The 21,490-nt window shown below is 60.3% G+C and carries 18 protein-coding genes; 8 read left to right on the top strand and 10 right to left on the bottom strand.

All coding sequences use genetic code 11. The features are described 5' to 3' along the window. Nucleotides 1-70: 70 nt before the first annotated feature. Nucleotides 71-850 (bottom strand): exodeoxyribonuclease III, encoded by a 780-nt coding sequence (locus QWI20_RS08115; RefSeq protein WP_065988229.1) that lies wholly within the window; start codon nt 848-850, stop codon nt 71-73. A gap of 82 nt (nt 851-932) precedes the next feature. Here QWI20_RS08115 and pyrE point away from each other — a divergent pair, with 82 nt between their 5' ends. Both pyrE and QWI20_RS08105 read left to right on the top strand, forming a co-directional pair. After that, entirely contained in the window at nt 933-1,574 is a 642-nt protein-coding gene (gene pyrE, locus QWI20_RS08110) for an orotate phosphoribosyltransferase (protein ID WP_093466265.1), read from the top strand. A gap of 21 nt (nt 1,575-1,595) precedes the next feature. Further along, entirely contained in the window at nt 1,596-2,198 is a 603-nt protein-coding gene (locus QWI20_RS08105) for a DUF4124 domain-containing protein (RefSeq protein WP_369305016.1), read from the top strand. A gap of 21 nt (nt 2,199-2,219) precedes the next feature. Here the strand turns inward: QWI20_RS08105 and QWI20_RS08100 are convergent, their stop codons facing one another. The 5 genes from QWI20_RS08100 to coaBC form a co-directional block, all read right to left on the bottom strand. Then, nucleotides 2,220-5,660 (bottom strand): ParB N-terminal domain-containing protein, encoded by a 3,441-nt coding sequence (locus QWI20_RS08100; RefSeq protein ID WP_369305014.1) that lies wholly within the window; start codon nt 5,658-5,660, stop codon nt 2,220-2,222. Nucleotides 5,661-5,837: 177 nt separating this feature from the next. Next, nucleotides 5,838-6,743: an acetylglutamate kinase gene (argB, locus tag QWI20_RS08095; RefSeq protein WP_192171456.1), complete on the bottom strand. Its 906-nt coding sequence runs from the start codon at nt 6,741-6,743 to the stop codon at nt 5,838-5,840. Nucleotides 6,744-6,765: 22 nt separating this feature from the next. Next, nucleotides 6,766-8,163, bottom strand: a complete 1,398-nt coding sequence (locus tag QWI20_RS08090; protein WP_369305157.1) for a phosphomannomutase/phosphoglucomutase — start codon at nt 8,161-8,163, stop codon at nt 6,766-6,768. A gap of 1,304 nt (nt 8,164-9,467) precedes the next feature. Continuing rightward, a complete protein-coding gene (gene dut, locus QWI20_RS08085) occupies nt 9,468-9,923 on the bottom strand; it encodes a dUTP diphosphatase (protein WP_369305013.1) in 456 nt (151 codons plus the stop codon). 6 nt (nt 9,924-9,929) lie between these two features. Further along, a complete protein-coding gene (gene coaBC, locus QWI20_RS08080) occupies nt 9,930-11,138 on the bottom strand; it encodes a bifunctional phosphopantothenoylcysteine decarboxylase/phosphopantothenate--cysteine ligase CoaBC (RefSeq protein WP_369305011.1) in 1,209 nt (402 codons plus the stop codon). Nucleotides 11,139-11,270: 132 nt separating this feature from the next. Here coaBC and radC point away from each other — a divergent pair, with 132 nt between their 5' ends. Then, nucleotides 11,271-11,945, top strand: coding sequence for a DNA repair protein RadC (gene radC / locus QWI20_RS08075; RefSeq protein WP_369305010.1), 675 nt, complete (start codon nt 11,271-11,273; stop codon nt 11,943-11,945). 205 nt (nt 11,946-12,150) lie between these two features. On the opposite strand, the gene QWI20_RS08070 is transcribed toward radC, so the two are convergent. Further along, a complete protein-coding gene (locus tag QWI20_RS08070) occupies nt 12,151-13,740 on the bottom strand; it encodes an ABC transporter substrate-binding protein (protein ID WP_369305009.1) in 1,590 nt (529 codons plus the stop codon). Nucleotides 13,741-14,102: 362 nt separating this feature from the next. On the opposite strand from QWI20_RS08070, the gene rpmB reads away from it, so the two are divergent. Together rpmB and rpmG are read left to right on the top strand one after the other, a co-directional pair. Then, nucleotides 14,103-14,339 carry a 50S ribosomal protein L28 gene (gene rpmB, locus QWI20_RS08065; RefSeq protein ID WP_037016669.1) on the top strand — a complete coding sequence of 79 codons (237 nt, stop codon included), beginning with the start codon at nt 14,103-14,105 and terminating at the stop codon, nt 14,337-14,339. An 11-nt stretch (nt 14,340-14,350) separates the two neighbouring features. Then, nucleotides 14,351-14,506 (top strand): 50S ribosomal protein L33, encoded by a 156-nt coding sequence (gene rpmG, locus QWI20_RS08060; RefSeq protein WP_010225867.1) that lies wholly within the window; start codon nt 14,351-14,353, stop codon nt 14,504-14,506. Nucleotides 14,507-14,583: 77 nt separating this feature from the next. On the opposite strand, the gene QWI20_RS08055 is transcribed toward rpmG, so the two are convergent. Next, the gene (locus QWI20_RS08055) at nt 14,584-14,946 is read right to left on the bottom strand and encodes a cupin domain-containing protein (RefSeq protein WP_346627402.1); all 363 of its coding nucleotides are present in this window, start codon (nt 14,944-14,946) and stop codon (nt 14,584-14,586) included. 260 nt (nt 14,947-15,206) lie between these two features. Between QWI20_RS08055 and QWI20_RS08050 the strand changes: the two genes are divergently transcribed. Further along, complete coding sequence (locus QWI20_RS08050) at nt 15,207-16,700, top strand: aldehyde dehydrogenase (protein ID WP_369305008.1); 1,494 nt, start codon at nt 15,207-15,209, stop codon at nt 16,698-16,700. A 108-nt stretch (nt 16,701-16,808) separates the two neighbouring features. Beyond that, nucleotides 16,809-17,954, top strand: coding sequence for an MFS transporter (locus QWI20_RS08045; protein WP_369305006.1), 1,146 nt, complete (start codon nt 16,809-16,811; stop codon nt 17,952-17,954). Here QWI20_RS08045 and QWI20_RS08040 read toward each other — a convergent pair. Together QWI20_RS08040 and QWI20_RS08035 are read right to left on the bottom strand one after the other, a co-directional pair. Next, nucleotides 17,951-19,531, bottom strand: a complete 1,581-nt coding sequence (locus QWI20_RS08040) for a phospholipase D family protein (RefSeq protein ID WP_369305156.1) — start codon at nt 19,529-19,531, stop codon at nt 17,951-17,953. The genes QWI20_RS08045 and QWI20_RS08040 overlap by 4 nt on opposite strands. A 101-nt stretch (nt 19,532-19,632) precedes the next feature. Next, nucleotides 19,633-21,060, bottom strand: coding sequence for a PLP-dependent aminotransferase family protein (locus QWI20_RS08035; protein WP_369305004.1), 1,428 nt, complete (start codon nt 21,058-21,060; stop codon nt 19,633-19,635). A 178-nt stretch (nt 21,061-21,238) separates the two neighbouring features. Between QWI20_RS08035 and QWI20_RS08030 the strand changes: the two genes are divergently transcribed. Continuing rightward, nucleotides 21,239-21,472, top strand: a complete 234-nt coding sequence (locus tag QWI20_RS08030) for a DUF1127 domain-containing protein (RefSeq protein ID WP_369305002.1) — start codon at nt 21,239-21,241, stop codon at nt 21,470-21,472. The last annotated feature ends 18 nt before the right edge of the window (nt 21,473-21,490 follow it).

Raw genomic sequence — 21,490 nt, 5'->3', positions numbered from 1 at the left:
TCGGCAAATGCCTGATCTGCGGACAAACAAAAGCCGACTTCACGTCGGCTTTTTTTTGAGCAACTGAACGTCAGATGGTGAGCGTCCAGTCGTAATCCACAATCAGCGGCGCGTGTTGCGAGAAGCGTGGCTGGCGTGGAAGACGTGCACTGCGTACGAAACGACGCAGGCCCGGGGTCAGCAGCTGGTAATCGAAGCGCCAGCCCAGGTTGAGCATCTCGGCCTGTTCGTTATCCGGCCACCAGCTGTATTGATCACCTTCGCGGCTGACTTCACGCAGGGCATCGACATAACCCATGTTGCCAACGATCTCGTCCATCCATGCACGCTCTGGTGCCAGGAAGCCCGGAGATTGCTGGCTGTCGCGCCAGTTCTTGATGTCCAGCTTCTGTTGCGCCACGTACAGCGAGCCACAGTAAATGTACTCGCGACGTTTGCGCCGCTGCTTGTCGAGGTACTTGCCGAAATCGTCCATGAGCTTGAATTTCTGATTCAAGTCTTCATCGCCGTTCATCCCGGAAGGAAGCAGCAAGGTAGCGATACTGACTTTGTCGAAATCTGCCTGCAGGTAACGCCCGTAACGGTCAGCCGTCTCGAAACCAAGACCGTTGATAACTGCCTTCGGCTGCAGCCGCGAGTAAAGCGCCACGCCGCCCTGGGCAGGCACTTCGGCTTCGCAGGCATATAGGAAGTAGCCGTCCAGTTGGAAGGCTGGGTCGTCCAGTTCAAAGGCGGAGGCGCGGGTGTCCTGAAGGCAGATGACGTCGGCATTCTGGGCTTGCAGCCAACTGAGCAAACCACGCTCGACTGCAGCCTGAATACCATTAACGTTCACACTGATGATCCGCATAAATGGCCCCAAAAATCACGTGCGTGTATGATACCCGAGCTCTACCTAATTAGCTAAATCCGTGGTATTCGGGGCTTTTTTCATGCAGGCGTATCAACGCGATTTCATTCGTTTTGCCATCGATCGCGGAGTTTTGCGCTTCGGTGAGTTCACATTGAAGTCTGGGCGCACCAGTCCTTACTTCTTCAATGCCGGTCTTTTCAACAGTGGTTCGGCCCTCGCCCAACTGGGTAAGTTCTACGCTGCTGCCGTTGTTGAAAGCGGTATCTCCTTCGATGTTCTGTTCGGCCCGGCCTACAAGGGTATTCCCCTTGCAGCGGCGACTGCCGTGGCGCTGGCCGACCATCACAACCTCGATCTTCCCTGGTGCTTCAACCGCAAAGAGGCCAAGGCCCATGGCGAAGGCGGCAGCCTGGTGGGCGCGCCGTTGACCGGCAATGTGCTGATCATCGATGACGTAATAACTGCAGGCACCGCGATTCGCGAAGTCATGCAGATCATTCAGGCCCAGGGCGCGAACGCTGCCGGCGTGCTGATCGCGTTGAACCGCCAGGAGCGCGGCAATGGCGAGCTGTCTGCCATCCAGGAAGTCGAGCGTGATTTCGGCATTCCGGTGGTGAGCATCGTTTCGTTGAATCAGGTGCTGGAATTCCTGGCCGACGATCCGCAGCTCAAGCAGCACTTGCCTGCCGTCGAGGCTTACCGGGCTCAATACGGAATCTGAGCCTCCAAAAGGATGCGGTTTATGCTCAAGCTGGGCACGTTGGGTTTTTGTCTGTCGCTGGGTTTGGGTTGCATCGCGAGTGTTCAAGCGGACGACGCCCCGGGCATCGTGCTGTATCGCTACGTCGACAGTCGCGGCGTGACCGTGCTTGATCGCCAAGGCGTGCCCCCGGAGTACGTCGGCAAGGGTTATGAAGTGCTGAATCAGCGCGGTCGCGTGGTGCAGACGATACCGCCTGCACCTTCGGCCGATGAACTGCGCGATGCCCAGGCCGCCAAGCTGCAATCCGACGCCGATGCGCATCTGCTGCGGCTGTACACCAGCGTCGAAGACGTCGACCGGGCGAATAATCGTCGGCTCGCTGAACTCGACGGCCTGATCGTCGTGGCTCAAGGCAACATTCAGAACCTCGTCACGCAGCAGGGCGCACTCCAGACGCAGGCGGCTGATCAGGAGCGGGCAGGGCATCCTGTGCCCAAGACGCTGCTCGATCAGATGGACGACCTGCGCGATCAGCAGCAGAACCTGAAAGTCGACATCCTGCGCTATCAGGCTGCGCGAACCCAGGCCGAAACCGAGTTCGCGCAAGATCGTGCGCGGTTGCAGAAGCTTTTGGGCCGCTAGCCCGCGCGCCCTCGCTTCGGATCAGACGATCAGCACCGGGACAGTCTCAAGCTGCATGTCGAGCGCAGCGGCAAGCCGATGATTGCCGTTGACCACCGGATAAGCGCCGTTTGCCAGCTCCCCGACGTGGATAGGCGGCAGGTATTGCCCCTCGGTAATGCCTGACTTGATGTCGTCCAGCCGCTTCTGAATCAACTCTCCTCGACCGGGATTCAGGCGCTGTGGGGCGACCTGCATGACATTAGCCTGAAGTGCAGGATCTACACGCCATGTTTTCAGGGTGGCATGGTTATAAAACCTGAAAACGCTCACCCGCGAGTTGGTGAGGGCGTCCAGATATACCCCGTCGTACACATCATGGAGCGCGATGCCTTTGCTGCCGTTGGCGGTTTCGTAGATAAACAGCGGCGTTCCGTCCTCGATAGCTTCTCTGATGGCAGTGAGCTGCTCTGGCGTTGCACTGATGCCATTGACCTTCATCACGTCTGCCAGATCAGCAGCGGCATCGATCGCAGGGCCCAGCGTGCCGCTATCGGGTCCCGCGATGGGGCTTTTCATCGCGCCTCTGCCAGACAGGGGATAGCCCGTCCTGCCGTTGATGCGTCGCAGTGAATTCCCCATGGCTCGCCGCGCGATCAGCCGTGGGCCATATGCGCACCCCGAGGTAATCAGGTAATAGGCGCCCTGCGTGCGAGACACAGCGTTGGAGATTCTGCGCACAGGCACATTTTCAATGTCCCCGACTTTGGCGAGGACATCCACGGTGCTCGTGCCGTGCCATTGCGTGGGCGTTGTGATGGTGGGGATGCCAGAGACGTGGCGCAGGCCCTGGCTTATGCCTGCTGTTGACCTGGCGATGCCGTGCATTCGACGAGCCAGGGCATGAAAGGCGTTCATATTGAACGCCTTTGAAGCGAGCAGCTTGCCGATGGCCCCCGGCATGAAAGTGCTGGAAGCGCGTGTCGCTCGATACACATGAGCAGAGCTCAGGAATACGGCGGGCATCAGCTGCGCGAATGTCGGCAGGGCCCGCATAACACTCAGCTTGCCCGCATTGAATGCCAGTCTGATTGCACCTCGTAAAAGCCTCAATGCCGGGATGCCGAAAGTGAGCGCGTCCAGCGTACAGGTGACGGCGGGTGACTCATCCGTCGCAATCGCATTGATGCAGGCGAGTCCTGGAACGAACAGCTCCAGACTGCGCAAGACTGGAGGGTAGTTGCTGGCCACCTCTTCCGATGCTGTCTGATGGCGGTGATAGAGGTAGGCGTCATGGGAGTAAAAAAACAGGTGGGTTGTCGCTACCTCGAACGAAATGTCCTTCAGGCGTGCCGATGTCAGGGCAATACCTGCATCGTCGGGCAGGGAGGCGAGCGGGGCGAGCTCGGCGACCATTTCGCTGATGACCACTGAGGTTTTGCCAGGTTGTGGCTTGGCGAGGTTGGCGTAGGCGTCCCAGTCGATACCCACGGCACTTCCGGACACGATTTCCAGCGCTGAGGGCAGTGCTGAGGGAAAGGGATGCGCGCGCCGGGTAGGAATTGCCAAATGGGTATGACGTACGGCAACGCCCGCGAGAGGGAAAAGCTCGTAGTAAAAAGTGTTTTCCCGGTCCGCACATTCGAGGATAAAACCGTACCGACCCCGCTTACGTTCTCTGTCTTGTGGCACTTCGAAGCCTGCGAGCTTACCCGTGGATGTGCGCACCGTATGAATCTTCACCCTCCCGCAGTGAAGCGCTCTTCGATCCTCGGCGGGCAACTGCGCCAGCAGCTCCTCGATGATAAATGCGTAGGCGGCTTTTGCTCGCGCTTCATAGAACCGGTATTGCGCTTCAAACATCCTCGGAATATCGATGCCAATAAGCGGGGTCGAGATCCTGTCAAACCCTCCTCTGACTGGCGCTTGGTGGGCCGTGACAGGTTTGAACGTATCGGTCCCGTTCACCATTTCTCCCGCTGAAAAAACGTCCAGCAAGTAAAAACGAGAAGCGTCGCTTGAGGGGTCACTGCGCAATAAATGTTCAAGTCTCCTGCTGAAGGCGGCGGGATACATGAGCATTTTTTTGATGTCGTCGGCCTCGGCGCCAAAAATGTCGCGAAGCTTTCCCATCGCTAGTCGAACGCGATCAGGCACCTCACGGGTCATTCCCTCGGCCGCCTCCAACGCATTGGCGATGTAACCGTCCAGGGCGGCCGCTGCCGCGTCCATCTCCGACAGCGAAAAGTCGTTAGTGCCCTCACTGCGCGATAGTCCATTGGCGGTCGCCCACGTCAGGCTGGGAAATGCGCGGGTGGTGGCAATCAGGGTCAGCTCTTCGTAGGTCGCCTCCTTGCTCAAGTTCATGGGCAACTGAATCAGTTCCTCGAACGTGAGCGTCGATGTCAACGCTGGAGCAAGCGTGTTGCCAAGTGATACGCCATGAACGAAATTCACCCACGCCGCCGTGCCGTATCGCAGGTCTTCATCGATGCCCTCCACCACGAAGTCAGGAATGGCAGGCGAAAGGATGTACAGCGCCAGCTCAGGCGTGGCGGTCTTTGCTGCGAGCGCGTTGAGCAGCCGTGTCTGACGCTGCCGGTAGGTCAGGCCCCAATTCTGCGGCCCCTCCAGATCACAACCCGCAACGTGTTCTGGCCTTCGGTCCTCGGGGGGATTGAGCTCCAGCATGAGCGCCGCCCACACCAGTTGCTGGCGAATGACCGGGGCGGTGACCTCACCATCCTCGCCGCCGTACCATTCCAGCGCTTTGAGCAGTTGACCGGCGAGCGTCTCGGCCGGCGCAGAGCTGAGCATCGAGTCGAGGACGATGCTCAGGGATTGCTGCGTTGGCCTGGCAGCGTTGGCGCTCGGGTTCAAGGCCGCCAAGTGAGGGGCCGCGAGGAGCGACAGTAGCGTTTGCGTACCTTGGGTGACATCCGGCTGTGGCTCGCTTTGCAGCAGGAAACGTCCGACCGTGTCGTTGATTCTGACCAGATCCCCGGTCGTCAACAAAGCGTCGACCTGGTGAGGCAACGTCATGAGTCGGGCAGGCTCTACGGTGCTACTCACGCGTGAGGTGGCGGGTAAAAGCAACCATCTCTGGCTGCCGGCGAGGTAGGTCGGATGCCAGCCGCGTAGAACCTGCTCCCGGTTCGCTGGCGCCTCGGCGCTTTCACCTATCCCGTGATCAGGCGCCCGAGGTGCCACAAGGTTGAAGCGGAAGTTGTCGGTATCGAATTCCACTTCGTACGTGCGGCCGTCGAGTTCGATGAACAGCAGGCCGTCGATGTTGTAAACGCCGCTGAAGGGCGCGACGTCCTCAAGCACGACGTGCCCGGTCAGCGACTGTGCGCTGACGTAGGGCTCCAACAGATCTGTCGGGGGCGCCAGCTCTACATGCGGCTGCTCGCCGGGCAAAAGGAGTTCCAATGAGGGTTCTGGTTGAACGGGTAGCGGGGTATTGCGCTGCAGCGTGGACATAAAAGGTCTCGAAATAATGAGCGAGACCTACGGTGTTCAGTTCCTGAGGGTGTGACTGTCATCAGATGGCGCTTTTGCCGGTGGGATAAGTCTGAAGCCTGTGTGGGTGCCACTAAAACCTGGCCGTAAAAAAGCCCCGACCGGCAGTGAGCCGGGCGGGGCTTTTTACAGCGGCAATCAGTGACGCTTGCGATTGCTGATCAAGGTGCCAACGCCGGTATCGGTGAAGATCTCCAGCAGCACGGCATTCGGCACACGGCCGTCGATGATGTGCGAGGTGTTCACGCCGCCCTGAACCGCTTCCAGTGCGCACCGGATCTTTGGGAGCATCCCGCCGTAGATAGTCCCGTCGGCGATCAGGCCATTGACCTGCTCGGTGGTCAGGCCGGTCAGCACCTTGCCTTCCTTGTCCATCAGGCCGGCGATGTTGGTCAGCAGCATCAGCTTTTCGGCCTTCAGGGCTTCAGCGACTTTGCCTGCGACCAGATCGGCGTTGATGTTGTAGGACTCGCCATCCGCGCCTACGCCAATCGGCGCGATCACCGGAATGAAATCGCCCTTCACCAGCATGTTCAGCAGGTCGGTGTTGATGCCGACGACTTCACCCACATGGCCGATATCGATGATTTCCGGCTTGAGCATGTCCGGGGTCTGGCGCGTGACGTTCATCTTCTTCGCACGAATCAGCTGCGCGTCCTTACCGGTCAGGCCGATGGCGCTGCCACCGTGGCGGTTGATCAGGTTGACGATGTCCTTGTTGACCTGGCCGCCCAGCACCATTTCCACCACGTCCATGGTTTCGGCGTCGGTCACGCGCATGCCGTCGATGAAATGGCTTTCGATGGACAGGCGCTTGAGCAGGTCGCCAATCTGAGGACCACCGCCGTGAACCACGACCGGGTTGATACCCACCGCCTTCATCAGCACGATGTCGCGGGCGAAGCCGGTTTTCAGCTCGTCGCTCTCCATGGCGTTGCCGCCGTATTTGATGACAAGCGTCTTGCCAACAAAACGTCGGATGTAGGGCAACGCTTCGGAGAGGACCTTGGCGGCATTGGCTGCGGCATCATGTTCGAGGGTCATTTGGGCTCCACTCAAAATTGGGTCAAAAAGGAAGTTCTAGATCCGGTGCTACGTGTTTCAACTGGGTATGGAAGACGTCCTTGATCCGCTGCAGCTCGAGCTCGGTTTCGGCCTCGAAGCGTAATACCAGCATGGGCGTGGTATTGGAAGCGCGAACCAGGCCCCAGCCTTTCGGATAATCGACCCGCACACCATCGATGCTGGTGAGGTTGGCGTTGCCCCATTGGGCGTCGCGCTCCAGCGCTTCCATGATGCTGAACTTGCGGGTCTCGGTGACTTTGATGTTGATCTCGGGCGTGGACAGATCGTTTGGAAAGGTCTGGAAAAGCTCCTCGGCGCTGAGTTTTTCCTGACTGAGGATTTCCAGCAGACGCGCTGCGCTGTAGATGCCGTCGTCGAAACCGAACCAGCGCTCCTTGAAGAAGATGTGTCCGCTCATCTCGCCTGCCAACAATGCGCCGCTTTCCTTCATCTTCTTCTTGATCAGCGAATGCCCCGTCTTCCACATAACCGGGCGACCGCCGTATTCGTGGATCAACGGTATCAGGCGACGCGTGCATTTGACGTCGAAAATCACATCGGCGCCGGGATTGCGCTTGACCACATCTCGGGCAAACAGCATCAGCAGGCGGTCAGGGTAGATGATGGTGCCGGTATTGGTGACGACACCGACACGATCGGCATCACCGTCGAAGGCCAGTCCCAGATCAGCGCCGGTTTCACGGACCTTGGCGATCAGGTCCTGAAGGTTCTCCGGCTTGCCCGGATCAGGGTGATGGTTGGGGAAATTGCCGTCGACATCGCAATACAGCGGGATGACTTCGCAATTCAGCGCTTCGATCAATTGCGGGGCGATAACGCCACCTGCACCGTTGCCGCAATCCACCACTACTTTCATCCGCCGCGCGAGCACCACATCGCCAATGATCTCGCTGGCGTAACGGTCGAGGATATTGACCTTGATGATGCTGCCCTTGGCGGACGGCAGGTCGTTGGCCTTGATGCGTTCGTGCAGTGCCTGAATCTGCTCGTCTGCCAGCGTATCGCCGGCAATGACGATCTTGAAGCCGTTGTAATCCTTCGGGTTGTGGCTGCCCGTCAACATGACGCCGGTTTTCCCCGCCAGTACGTGGGTGGCGTAGTACAGCGCCGGCGTGGGCACCAGACCGATGTCGCTGACGTGGCAGCCACTGTCATGCAGCCCCTTGATCAAGTCCGCGACCAGCTCAGGCCCCGAAAGTCGACCGTCGCGGCCTACCGAAACGTGCGGCTCGCCCTGCGCGAGACTTTCCGCACCGACGGCGCGGCCGATCCAGTAGGCGGTCTCGGCGTTCAGCGTATCGCCGACGATGCCGCGAATGTCGTAGGCGCGGAAAATCGTCTCGGGAAATGGCGGGGCGATGGAGGCGGTGCTGCTCATGACGCGGGATGGTTCGGACTGCGGGGAGTCGGGGTGGTCATCGATCAGGTCGAGGTCGAGGATATCGGTGTCCTGGAACAGCGGGTCGGTCAGGTGGTCATCCTCCGACACAACCGGAAGGAGCGGTGCGGCGCCGTGCGACGGTGTCCCGGCTGGCTGACCCTGTGCTGTCGGCCCGGCTGCCGTTGGATTATTGCGCAGCGAGAACCGCGCCATGCTCTGAGCGAGCCCATTCAACGCGGGCAGGCTCAAGCTGAACGCCTTGACGGCCTTGCCTCCGGAGAGTTCTTGCAGCAATTGCTCAAGCTGTCGCGCGTCGGCAGCGACCCGGCGCTTGAGCGCACTCTCGTTCAGATACAACCCCAACAGCATTGCGCCGGCGGCAACCAGCAAAGCGAGCAGCAGCATCAGCCAGGGCGTCGAGCCTTGCAGCGCGGGGCCGGCCGCAAAGGTCAGTTTCCAGTTGGGGTAGCCGGTGGAAAATTCTTGTGGACGGCTGCCGTCGTCTTCCCCGCGCGTGAGAAAATTCTGCGCGGTGGCGTTACCAAACTGCTGAACGAGCACCACCTGCCCCGCATCGACAGGAGTCTCGGGCAGTGCGTTGATCAGGCGCTGCGGGTTGAACGCCAGCAGCAGGGTGCCGGTGATCGGCGCATCTGTCGCCGTGCGCAGGGGCGCGGCGCTGTAGATCAGCCATGTGTCGCCGACCTTGCGCGCTTCGGGCGCAGGCGTTTCACCCTTGCCGGCCTTGGCCAGCATGTCCAGCGTGGCGAAGCTGATCGGCAGCGCGCTTTGGGTGTCTACGCTGTTGAATCCCACAGGGTTGAGCCGTGCGCCTACCACGCCGTCGCGGTAACGCAGCTGATTCTGCGCGCTTTCGATCAGCGACGGATTGTTGCTCAACAGGGCCTGGTTCAGCGCGGCGTCCATTGCAGCGGCCTGGGTGTCGGCGTTGATCTGGCGGAGTGCCTTGTTGACGGCCCCGGCCTGCGCGGTGCCCCACGCCTGAACAAGCTGCTCCTGTTGCTGCGGCTGGCTTTGGATGGCAAGCCACACCAGCACCATTGCCGCGACCAGGCCGATGAGCGAAGGAATGAGGCCGGGACTTGCCAGGCTCAGATTGGCGTCTTTGCCGGCCGGGGCATTTGTTTCCGGAACGGGGGTCGCTTTGGCTGTGCGTTTGATGCCTTTCAAACTAACTCTCCCTGCTGGGTCGTCCTGACGCGTTCTTGTTGTTTTCGCACCCCTCAAAGCCCGTCAGGCCACAAGCGATGCGCTAGCCAAAGTGAGTGTTTGTGACCGGATCACTGACTGCCGGAGTGACCGAATCCGCCAGCGCCGCGCTGACTCTCGTCGAACTCTTCGACGATTTCAAAGTGCGCCTGCACCACCGGCACCAGTACAAGCTGAGCCAGACGCTCGCCGATGGAGATCTTGAAAGCGGTCTGGCCACGGTTCCAGCAGGAGACCATTAGCTCGCCTTGATAATCGGAGTCGATCAGGCCCACCAGGTTGCCCAGCACGATGCCGTGTTTATGCCCCAGGCCCGAGCGCGGCAGAATCAGCGCAGCCAGACCAGGGTCTGCGATGTATATCGACAGCCCGGTAGGAATCAGGAGGGTCTGACCCGGTTCGAGCAGGGTGTCTTCTTTCAGCATGGCGCGCAGGTCCAGGCCGGCCGAGCCAGAAGTGGCGTAAGCGGGAAGCGGGAATTCGCTGCCAATGCGAGGGTCGAGGATCTTGGCTTGTAGAGCGTGCATTCGTGATTAAACCTGGTTCATGCGATCGGCGATAAAAGTCACCAGCTGCCGCGCGATCTTGGCTTTGCTGGTCTGGGCGAAGAGCGTCGCTTGCAACGCTCGGTCGATTACGCTGCAGGCGTTTTCTTCGCTGTTGAAGCCAATGCTGGGATTGGCGACGTCATTGGCGACGATCAGATCAAGGTTCTTGTCCTTGAGCTTGCGTGCGGCGTAATCGAGCAGGTGTTCGGTCTCGGCCGCGAAGCCGACGCTGAACGGGCGATCCGGGCGCTGGGCAATGCTGGCGAGAATGTCCGGGTTGCGGACCATCCGCAGCAGAAGACCATCACCGGTGGTGGGATCTTTCTTCAATTTCTGTGTGGCAACGACTTCGGGCCGGTAGTCCGCAACGGCTGCCGAGGCGATGAAGAGATCGCAAGGCATGGCATCTTCGCAGGCGGCGAGCATGTCCCGGGCACTGACAACGTCGATGCGCGACACCCGGTCAGGCGTCTGCAGGTTCACCGGGCCGGTGATCAGGGTGACGCGCGCGCCTGCTTCGGCAGCGGCTTCGGCCAGGGCGAAACCCATTTTTCCGGAGCTGTGGTTAGTGATGTAGCGAACCGGATCGATGTTTTCCTGGGTAGGGCCGGCAGTGATCAGCACATGCTTGCCGGTCAGCGTCAGGCGCTGGAAACAATCGGCGGCAGATTGCGCCAGATCATCGGGTTCGAGCATGCGCCCGTAGCCTACGTCGCCACAGGCCTGGCTGCCGCTGGCCGGGCCAAACATGCGAAAGCCGCGCTGTTCGAGCAGTTGCAGATTGGCCTGCACGGAGGGGTCGCGCCACATGGCCTGATTCATCGCAGGCGCGACGGCGACGATAGCGTCGGTCGCCAACACTACGGTGGTCAGCAAATCGTTGGCAATGCCTTGGGCCAGACGGGCCATGAGGTCGGCGGTGCCCGGTGCAATGAGGATCATGTCGGCCCACTTGGCCAGCTCGATATGGCCCATGGCGGCTTCCGCTGCGGGGTCGAGCAAATCCAGGTGAACGGGGTGGCCGGACAAGGCCTGCATGGTCAGCGGGGTGATGAATTCAGCGCCGCCTTTGGTCATGACGACGCGGACTTCCGCACCGTGGTCGCGCAAACGGCGGACCAGTTCGGCGCTCTTGTAGGCCGCGATGCCACCGCCGACGCCGAGAACGATGCGTTTTCGATACAGCCGCTGCATAGGCCTGCCTTTAGGTCGGTTAACACGCGGCAATCATTACGCCTCCCCAGGCCTGACTGTCGCGCAAAAAAGAGCGGCTAAGATAGCACAGCGACCGCACGGGAACAGCGGCGCCACATACAGGGAGCTGCTATGAGTATTCGCGATTGGCCGGCGGCAGAGCGTCCGCGGGAGAAGCTGCTGGAGCGGGGGGCGTCGAGTCTGTCGGACGCCGAATTGCTGGCGATTTTCTTGCGCACGGGGGTGTCGGGGAGAAGCGCCGTGGACCTGGCCCGGCACCTTTTGCATCAGTTCGGCAGCCTGCGTGCGTTGCTCGAAGCCAACCTGACGGCATTCAGCAGCGAGCTGGGTCTGGGACCCGCCAAGTTCGCGCAGTTGCAGGCCGTGATGGAAATGGCCCGGCGCAACATGGGCGAGGATTTGAAGCGCGATTCTGTGCTGGAAAACCCGACGCAGGTGCGTCGCTACCTTAAGGCGCTGTTACGGCACGAGCAGCATGAAGTCTTTGGTTGTCTGTTTCTGGACAGCAAGAACCGGGTTCAAACCTTCGAAGTGCTGTTCCACGGCTCGATCAACACGGCGCATGTTCACGCGCGGCAGGTGGTCAAGCGGGCACTGGCCCACAACTCGGCGGGCTTGATCCTTTGTCATAACCATCCTTCCGGCGTCAAAGACGCCAGCGAAGCCGATATCGAGCTGACGCGGCATCTGAAACAGGCGCTGGCGCTGGTGGACGTGGTGGTGCTGGATCACTTGATCATCGGCGATGGAGATCCGCTGTCGATGGTTGAGTATGGGTTGATGTAGCGGCTTTAGGACTGGCTAATCAAGGAGATTCTGGGGCTGGACACCGAACGAATGTAGGACCGGCTTTAGCCGGGAAGGCATCGGCAGTTACACCGCATAACTGTCGGTGTGCAAACCGGCCTCTTCCCGGCTGAAGCCGGTCCTACTAAGCATCGCGTGCATCCAGCGGGAGAGCGTATGAGCCCAGTTCCCGATCTCCCGCGAATTACTTCACGGTCACCTTTGAGAAATCCTGACGACCAAACGGGCTCACGCTATAACCCTCGACATTCTTGCGCAGCAGCGCATAGGCCGTTGGATGCGCAAGCGGCAGCCACAATGCCTGCTTCTGGATCTGCTCTTGAGCCTGGTGATACAGCTTGCTGCGCTGCGCCTGATCGGTCACCGCCTTGCCCTGGCTGATCAGCTTGTCCAGCCGTTCATCGCAGTAGCGCGCGAAGTTGGTGCCGGATTTGACTGCGGCGCAGGAGAACTGCGGCGTCAGGAAGTTATCAGGGTCGCCGTTATCCCCCGACCAGCCCATGAACAGCAGGTCGTGCTCGCCGGTCTTGGCGCGACGAATCAGCTCGCCCCATTCGATAACTTTGATTTCCGCCTTGATCCCTACCGCGGCCAGATCGTTCTGCAGCAACTGCGCGCCGGCGTTCGGGTTGGGATTGAGCAAGCTACCCGACGGCCGAGTCCAGATCGTCGTCTTGAAGCCGTCTTTCAGACCGGCCTTGGCCAGCAGTTCCTTTGCCTTCGCCACATCATGCTTGTAGCCAGGCAGGTCGCTGGCGTAGCCCCAGGTATTAGGCGGATACGGACCGTTGGCCGGGCGCGCTGAACCTTCGAACACCGCTTTCAGGTAAGTATCTTTGTCGAATGCCAAGTTGATCGCCTGACGCACTTCCGGCTTGTCCAGAGGCGGGTGCTGGCTGTTGATCGCCAGGAAAGCGGTCATGAAGGCGTCAGTCTTTTCGACCTTCAGGTTCGAATCCTTGCTGGCTTCAGCGACATCCATCGGCTTTGGCGACAGGGCAACCTGGCACTCGTTGCGGCGAATACGTTGCAGGCGAACGTTGGCATCCGGCGTAATCGCGTAGATCAGCGCATCAACAGCCGGCTTGCCGGCGAAGTAATCCGGGTTGGCCTCGTAACGCACCACCGAGTCTTTCTGGAAGCGCTTGAAGATAAAAGGCCCGGTGCCAATCGGCTGGCTGTTGAGCTTCTCCGGCGTACCGGCCTTCAACAGCTGCGCGGTGTACTCCGCGGAATAAATAGAAGCGAAGCCCATGCTGAGCGTCGCCAGAAAGGTCGCATCCGGGTGGTCCAGGGTGATGCGAACAGTGGTGGCATCGGTCGCTTCGACTTTCTTGATCAGCGACGGCCATTGCATGGATTGCGCGTGGGGAAAGCCTTGCACAGTGACCTTATTCCACGGATTGGCCGGATCGAGCATGCGCTGGAAGCTGAACACCACGTCGTCAGCGTTGAGCTCGCGCGTGGGGGTGAAATAGTCGGTGTGATGGAATTTCACGCCGGCGCGCAGTTTGAAGTCGTAGGTCAGCCCGTCCGGCGACACACTCCAGCTCTGCGCCAGGCTCGGAACCAGCTTTGCGTCCTTGGCGTCATAGTCCACCAGGCGGTTCATCAGCACGTCGGCCGAAGCGTTGGTGGTGGTCAGCGAGTTGTACTGCACCACGTCAAAGCCTTCGGGGCTGGCTTCCGTGCAGACGCTCAGCGTCGTTGCCGCCTGGGCCAGCAATGGCATGGACAGGGACGCGAGCAACAGGGGTAGAACGGCTAGGCGCATGGCGATTTTCCTTTCAGAGAGAGCCCATCTGCCGGCGCAGTCTGGAGAGTCAGTAACCCTAGACCATCGATTGGCGCAGAACAATCGCTGCGGCGCGACGAGTGGTATATTTCCCGCCGCGCCTAACGCCGCTGGCGTTGCCGGGTGAAAGCCCTGGCTTTGTGACAGGCAATTCGTGGTTTGTGTTGTTGCACCGGGGGCTTTCTGGTATAAAGCAGCGCTCTTTTCTAGGGGCCCGCTGCCTTCACCTTAGGTGTGGCCGGTAAGACCCCTGAAGAAACGCGGCGCCTGGCGCCAAATGACTGAGAGATTAAGCGGCCAACCCATGCCGGGTTGGGCATGTGGTTTTAGAGGGCTGAGGCATGTCGAGAGTATGTCAAGTTACCGGTAAGGGTCCGGTAACCGGGAATAACATTTCCCACGCAAACAACAAAACCCGTCGTCGTTTCCTGCCAAACCTGCAGCATCACCGCTTCTGGGTTGAAGAAGAGAAACGCTTCGTACGTCTGCGCGTATCTGCTAAAGGCATGCGTATCATCGACAAGCGTGGTATCACGGTTGTTCTGGCCGAAATCCGCCGTGCTGGCGCGAAGGTCTAAGGGAGAAAATCATGCGTGAATTGATCCGTTTGGTGTCGACCGCTAACACCGGCCACTTCTACACCACCGACAAGAACAAGCGCACGACTCCGGACAAAATCGAAATTAAAAAATTCGATCCGGTTGTTCGTAAGCACGTGATCTACAAAGAAGCCAAAATCAAGTAATTGATTTCTGCCTCTTACAAAAAAGCCCGCAGCGATGCGGGTTTTTTTGTGGGTGAAATAAGTGAGTCAACTAACAGTCAGGCCTTCTGTTCGAACACCACATAGATCTTGCGGCAGGCCTCCAGCACCTCCCACGTGCCCGTGAACCCTGCAGGAATCACGAAGCGGTCACCCGCGCGCAGGGTTTTCGACTTGCCTGCTTCGTCACGGATGACCGAGACGCCCTGCACGATTTCACAGTACTCATGCTCGGTGTAATTCACTTTCCACTGACCGACTTCCCCTTCCCATACGCCTGCATTCAGCTGCCCGCACGGACTGTTGTAATGGTTGTAAACCGTCTGGTTCGGCTCGCCCTTGAGGATCTTTTCAGCAGCAGGGGTGAAACGCTCCGCTGCGGTAGTGGCTTCGCTGAAGTCGACGATGCTTTCGATGCTCATATCTGATTCCTGAAAGTAGGCGCTGCGTGATTGTTGCTTGCCGAGGGCCGGATGGAAAGCACGAGCGAGCCCGAACAGCTGTTGAATAAAATGCACGATCCGGCCAGATTTAGCCCGCTTCTGTCCAATATATTGGAAATCCGCCCAATGCTGGTTTAGGGTGGCGAATGCCTTCGGCCGATCCGATGACGCGTCAGGCCCTGCCCTGAAGCCCGATTCGAGTGCGAAGACGTGCCTATTTCATTAGAGGAGGACGTTTCATGACCACCCTGACTCATGCTGACTGGGAACAACGCGCCCAGGATCTGAAAATCGAAGGCCGTGCTTTCATCAACGGTGAATACACAGACGCCGCATCCGGCTCGACGTTCGACTGCATCAGTCCGGTCGATGGCCGCTTCCTCGCCCACGTCGCCAGCTGTGACGCTGCCGACGCGCAACGCGCCGTTGAAAACGCCCGGGCTACGTTCAATTCCGGCGCCTGGTCGCGATTGGCGCCGGCCAAGCGCAAGGCAGCCATGCTTCGTCTGGCCGAGCTGATCAACGAGAACGTCGAAGAACTCGCACTGCTCGAAACCCTCGACATGGGCAAGCCGATCAGCGACTCCTATGGCATCGACATTCCCGGCTCCGCCCAGGCGTTGAGCTGGAGCGGCGAGGCCATCGACAAGCTGTACGACGAAGTGGCGCCGACCCCGCACGATCAATTGGGCTTGGTGACTCGCGAGCCGATCGGTGTTGTAGCGGCCATCGTACCGTGGAATTTCCCGCTGTTGATGGCGTCCTGGAAGCTGGGTCCTGCGCTGTCGAGCGGCAACTCGGTAATCCTCAAACCGTCGGAAAAATCCCCGCTGACCGCGATCCGCGTCGCCCAGCTCGCCATCGAAGCCGGTATTCCGGCTGGCGTGCTGAACGTGCTTCCGGGTTACGGCCACACCGTCGGTAAAGCACTGGCGCTGCACATGGATGTCGACACGGCGGTGTTCACCGGTTCGACGAAGATCGCCAAGCAGTTGCTGATCTACTCGGGCGAATCGAACATGAAGCGCGTCTGGCTGGAAGCCGGCGGCAAGAGCCCGAACATCGTCTTCGCCGACGCGCCGGATCTGCAGGCTGCAGCGGAATCTGCGGCCAGCGCCATCGCCTTCAATCAGGGCGAGGTCTGCACAGCCGGCTCCCGTCTGTTGGTCGAGCGCTCGATCAAGGACAAATTCCTGCCGATGGTGATTGATGCGCTAAAAGCCTGGAAGCCGGGTAACCCGCTTGATCCGGCAACCACCGTTGGCGCGCTGGTCGATACCCAGCAGATGAACACCGTACTGTCGTACATCGAAGCCGGCCACACCGACGGCGCCAAGCTGGTCGTCGGCGGCAAGCGCATTCTTCAAGAGACAGGCGGGACCTACGTTGAGCCGACGATCTTCGACGGCGTGACCAACGCGATGAAGATCGCTCAGGAAGAGATCTTCGGGCCAGTGCTCTCTGTGCTGACCTTCGATACCGCTGAAGAAGCCATTCAGATTGCCAACGACACGCCTTATGGTCTGGCTGCGGCGGTGTGGACGGCTGACTTGTCCAAGGCGCATCTGACCGCGAAGGCGTTGCGCGCGGGCAGCGTGTGGGTCAATCAGTACGATGGCGGCGACATGACTGCGCCGTTTGGTGGCTTCAAGCAGTCCGGCAACGGGCGCGACAAGTCGCTGCATGCGTTCGATAAATACACCGAGCTGAAAGCGACCTGGATCAAGCTGTAAAAGGCCGCGTGCGCTTCAACACTCAGTCGCTGTAAAAACCAAAACAGCCGGGCTTTCATCAAAGCCCGGCTGTTTTGTTTCGTCCTTTTGAGCCACAGGAGCGTGGTGATGCGTTGGGGTACTTATTTCGCTGTGCTGGCGTCGGTATTGAGCGTCGGTCTGGCGCTGGGCGTGAGCATGCCGCTGGTGTCCCTGCGGCTGGAGGCCTGGGGTTACGGCGCGTTTGCCATTGGCGTCATGGCTGCGATGCCGGCCATTGGCGTGCTGCTGGGCGCCAGTCTTGCCAGCCGGCTCGCTTCAAGACTCGGTACCGCCAACCTGATGCGGCTGTGCCTGTGGGCCGGGTCATTTTCAGTGGGTTTGCTGGCGTTACTGCCCAATTACTGGATCTGGCTGGTCCTGCGCCTGATGCTCGGTACGATCCTGACCATTGTCTTCGTGCTCGGCGAGAGCTGGATCAACCAGTTAGTGATCGAACGGCTGCGCGGCAAGCTGGTGGCGCTGTATGGCAGTTCCTACGCGCTGAGTCAGTTGGGTGGGCCGGTGCTGCTGGGTTTCATTGGCACGGAAGCAGATTACGGGTTCTGGGTCGGGACCCTGTTGCTGGCGGTATCGCCGTTTCTGTTGCTGGGCAGAACTGGCGCGCCGAGCGCGGAATCCAGTCATGTGACGCTGCACGATCTCGGCGGATTCTGTCGAGGTCTGCCGGCGATTGCATGGGCCATCGCGCTGTTCGCCGGGTTTGAAGCGATGATCCTGACCTTGCTGCCGGTTTACTGCCTGCAGCAGGGGTTTACCCCAGAAGTGGCCTTGGCGATAGTCAGCACTGTGGTGGTGGGTGATGCGCTTCTGCAGCTGCCGATTGGTGCGCTGGCCGACAGGGTGTCGCGTCGACGGCTGTTTTCCGGGTGTGCGCTGGTGCTGATGGTGTCGAGCCTGGCGATCCCGCTGCTGGTCGACACAATCGCCATCTGGCCGCTGTGGGTACTGTTCGGCGCCAGTGCGGGCGGGCTGTTCACGCTGTCGCTGATTCTGATTGGCGAGCGCTACCGCGATGACGCTTTGGTGCGCGCCAATGCCCATGTCGCTCAGCTGTGGGGGATCGGTTGCCTGCTCGGCCCCTTGGCGGCAGGCGCTGGCAGCCAATGGGTCAGCGGTCAGGCGCTGCCGTTGCTGATGGCGGCGGGAGCGCTGGGGTTGGTGATCCTGTCTCAGCGTCCCAAGGCATTTGGCGCGCAGGGGGTGGCGGCTTAGAGCATCTTTTCCAGGCCGACGGCCGTGCTGAACCAGGCGTTCATCCGGCGCCACCAGTCGCCCGGCTCTTTGGACAGCGTGTGGATTTTGCCGTTGTCCTCGGTCACCCATACCAGTCGGTCGTTCTCCAGCTTGACCTGATAACTGATGGCCGGCGCCATACCCTGAAGCGCCAGCTCGCGCAGGTATTCGGTCAGCTCGGGGCTGTCGACCAGCACGCCGACTTCGGTGTTCCACAGCACTGACCGTGGATCGAAATTGAACGAACCCACGAACATCTTCTGTCGATCAAAGATCATCGCCTTGCTGTGCAGGCTCGATTCCGAGCCGCCCTTGATCAGGTTTGTGTGCAGAAATGCAGGTCCGCTGCCCTTGGCGTTGCTCGGATCGCCGGGCTGGCGGCGCAGTTCGAACAGCTTCACGCCGTGCTCCAGCAGCGCTCGGCGGTACGGCGCATAGCCGCCATGCACCGCCGGCACGTCGGTGGCCTCCAGCGAATTCGTCAGCAGGTTCACCGACACGCCTTTGTCCGAGAGCCCGGTCAGGTACACCAGGCCTTCCTGCCCGGGCACGAAGTAGGCCGAGATCAGCATCAACTCCTTATGAACACTGCCCAGATCAGGACTCAGTTGAGTCGCCAGCAGCAGGTGCGGATCCGGCTCGCCCCGTGACAGCACCTTGGTCGGCGCGTCCCACAAGGCTTGGTTGTGTGCCCAGATTAGCTCGTTGAGCCAGGTCTTCATGCGCGGGTGGGTCCGATAGTCCATCAGCCGTTCATACAGGGCCTTTTTGTCCACGTGCGCCTGATCCAGCGACTCGGCCAGCAGAGCGCGCACTTTGGTCAGATCCTTGCGGTCGGGCGGCCAGTAGAGGAAGTCGTTGATCGGCTTGCTGAGCGCGCTGTTCCAGTACTGATCGAAACTGTGACCCAGCTGTTCGGCCACCGGCCCCACGCTTAGCATGTCGATGTCGGTGAAATTCAGATTGGGTTCGGCATCGAAATACTCGTCGCCCAGATTGCGCCCGCCGACGATGGCCACGGCGCCGTCGGCCAGCCACAGCTTGTTGTGCATGCGTCGATGCTGCTGGGACAGATTGAACAGCCGGCCCAGATTACGGGTGGCGCCCATGCTGCGGCCCAGATTGAGCGGATTGAACAGGCGAATCTGAATGTTCGGGTGCGCAGCGAGTGTGGCGATGACTTCATCCAGCCCATCGCTGGTGGTGTCGTCCAGCAGGATGCGCACGCGAACGCCGCGATCGGCGGCTTTGAGCAACTCGTCGACCAGCGCCCGGGTGCTCAGGCCGTCGTGAACGATGTAGTACTGCAGGTCCAGGCTGGTTTTGGCGTTGCGAATCAGCTCGGCGCGGGCCATGAAGGCTTCGGTGCTGTTGGGCAGCAGGCGGAACCCCGAGCGGCCTTCGTGAGGCGCCGCCTGGGCCATGATCGAGCGCCCGAACGAAGACTGCGCCGCTGGCAGCGCCTGACTGGGTCCGTCAGGGGCGGGCGTGTGCGCACAACCGCTGAGGCCGAGGGCGAGAGCCAGCAGGAGGGGCACCGCCCGTAAGTTTGTCAACGCGGTCATCCGAAAATCAGTCATGGCGATATGACCGCGCTTTCTCCTAAAGGTTAAAAGCCGCAAAAGGTTAAAAGCTTCAAAAGGTTTAGCTGCAAAGGTCATGCAGGGTCGGTCCGCTGCATGAGCAGCGCCGTGGCAGCGCCGACCTTGCGCACCGCGTCCTCGATTTGCGCGGTCGGCTTGGCGGCGAAGTTCATGCGCAGGCAATTTCTGTATTTGCCAGACGCCGAAAAGATACTGCCGACGGCAATCTGTACGCCTTGCCCCTGCAATGCGCGGTTCAGGCGCAACGAGTCGAAGTCTTCCGGCAGCTCGATCCACAGCATGAACCCGCCCTGGGGACGACTCACCCGGGTGCCTTCCGGGAAGTAACGCGTGACCCAGCCGGTCATCAGGTCACGACTGCGCTGGTACTGACCGCGCATCCGGCGCATATGCGGCTCGTAGTGTCCGGCCTTGAGGAAATCGGAAATCGCCAGCTGCGGCTGGGTCGCGGTCGAACCGGTGCTGATGTATTTCATGTGCAGGGCGCGATCAAGGTATCGACCGGGCGCGACCCAACCGACACGCAAGCCGGGCGCCAACGTCTTGGAAAACGAGCTGCAGAGCAGGACGCGGCCGTCTTCGTCGAAGGATTTGATCGTGCGCGGGCGAGGGTAGGTGTAGGCCAGATCTCCGTACACATCGTCTTCGATGATTGCCACGTCGAAGCGTTGTGCCAGGGTCAGCAGTGCGCGTTTGCGGTCCTCCGGCATGATGTAGCCCAGCGGGTTGTTGCAGCTCGGTGTCAGCTGTATGGCTTTGATCGGCCACTGTTCCAGTGCCAGTTCCAAGGCATCAAGGCTGATGCCGGTGAGCGGGTCGGTGGGGATTTCCAGGGCTTTCATGCCCAGCCCCTTGAGCGCCTGCATGGCGCCGTGAAAGCTGGGCGAGTCGACTGCGACGATGTCGCCCGGCTCGCAGACCGAACGGATGCAGATGGCCAGCGCCTCTTGGGCGCCGGTGGTGATCACCAGATCGTCCGGATCGATATTGGTGCCGGAATCCAGCAGCAGCCGCGCGACTTGTTCCCTCAGGCAGCGCCGGCCGTGGATGTTGTCGTAATACAGGCCAGGCATGTCCGAGCGACGGCTGATCCTGCCCAGCGCCTGGGTCAGTGGGCGCAAGGTCGGGCTGGTGACGTCGGGCATGCCGCGCCCCAGCTGAACCACGTCAGGGCTGGGTGCGGCTCGTGCCAGTTCCAGCACCTGATCCCACTGAGAGATTTCCACCGGGCGCTGGGCGGGGCGGCCAATCGCAGGCAGGGCGGGCGTCTTGCGGCCAGCCGGTACGAAATACCCGGACTTGGGGCGTGGCAGTGCGAGGCCGTTGTCCTCCAGCAATCGATACGCCTGCTGCACCGTGCTCAGGCTGACGCCATGCTCAAGGCTCAACGCACGCACCGAGGGCAGCCGGTCGCCGGGGCGATAAAAGCCGTTTTCGATGCGCGTGCCGAGTAATTCGGCGAGGTTGACGTAGAGGGTCATGGCGTACTCCCACAAGGTGATGCGATCGGCAGACCGATACAGATGTTGGGAAAATACAGCATTCAGCGCGAGAGGAAACCGATCTGTATGCAAAGAATAATAATTCTTTGGATCTGTAATGGTTTTCCATACAGACACATCATGAATCCACTCGAAACCCACCCTGAGGTGTCTGGAAATGAGCGGAATGAGTGATGTTCGGTTAACCCTGTATGCCGGTGAGCTGGTCCGTGAGCATGACGCGGGCTCGCGCATTAGTGCGCCGGAAGGATTAGGGATGTGGGGGCTGTTTCAGCATCGTCTGGCGAGTCGGCGCGCGTTGTTGAAACTGACTGACGAGCAGTTGAAGGATATTGGCTTGAGCAGCGAGCAGGCACGCCGTGAAGGGCTCAAGCCGTTCTGGCGCGAATGAGGGCTATGACGCAGTCAG

Source organism: Pseudomonas sp. W2-17 (assembly GCF_041060445.1).
Lineage (GTDB): Bacteria > Pseudomonadota > Gammaproteobacteria > Pseudomonadales > Pseudomonadaceae > Aquipseudomonas.
Note: the sequence above shows the minus strand (reverse complement) of the source record. Positions and strands in the feature narration are given on the sequence as shown.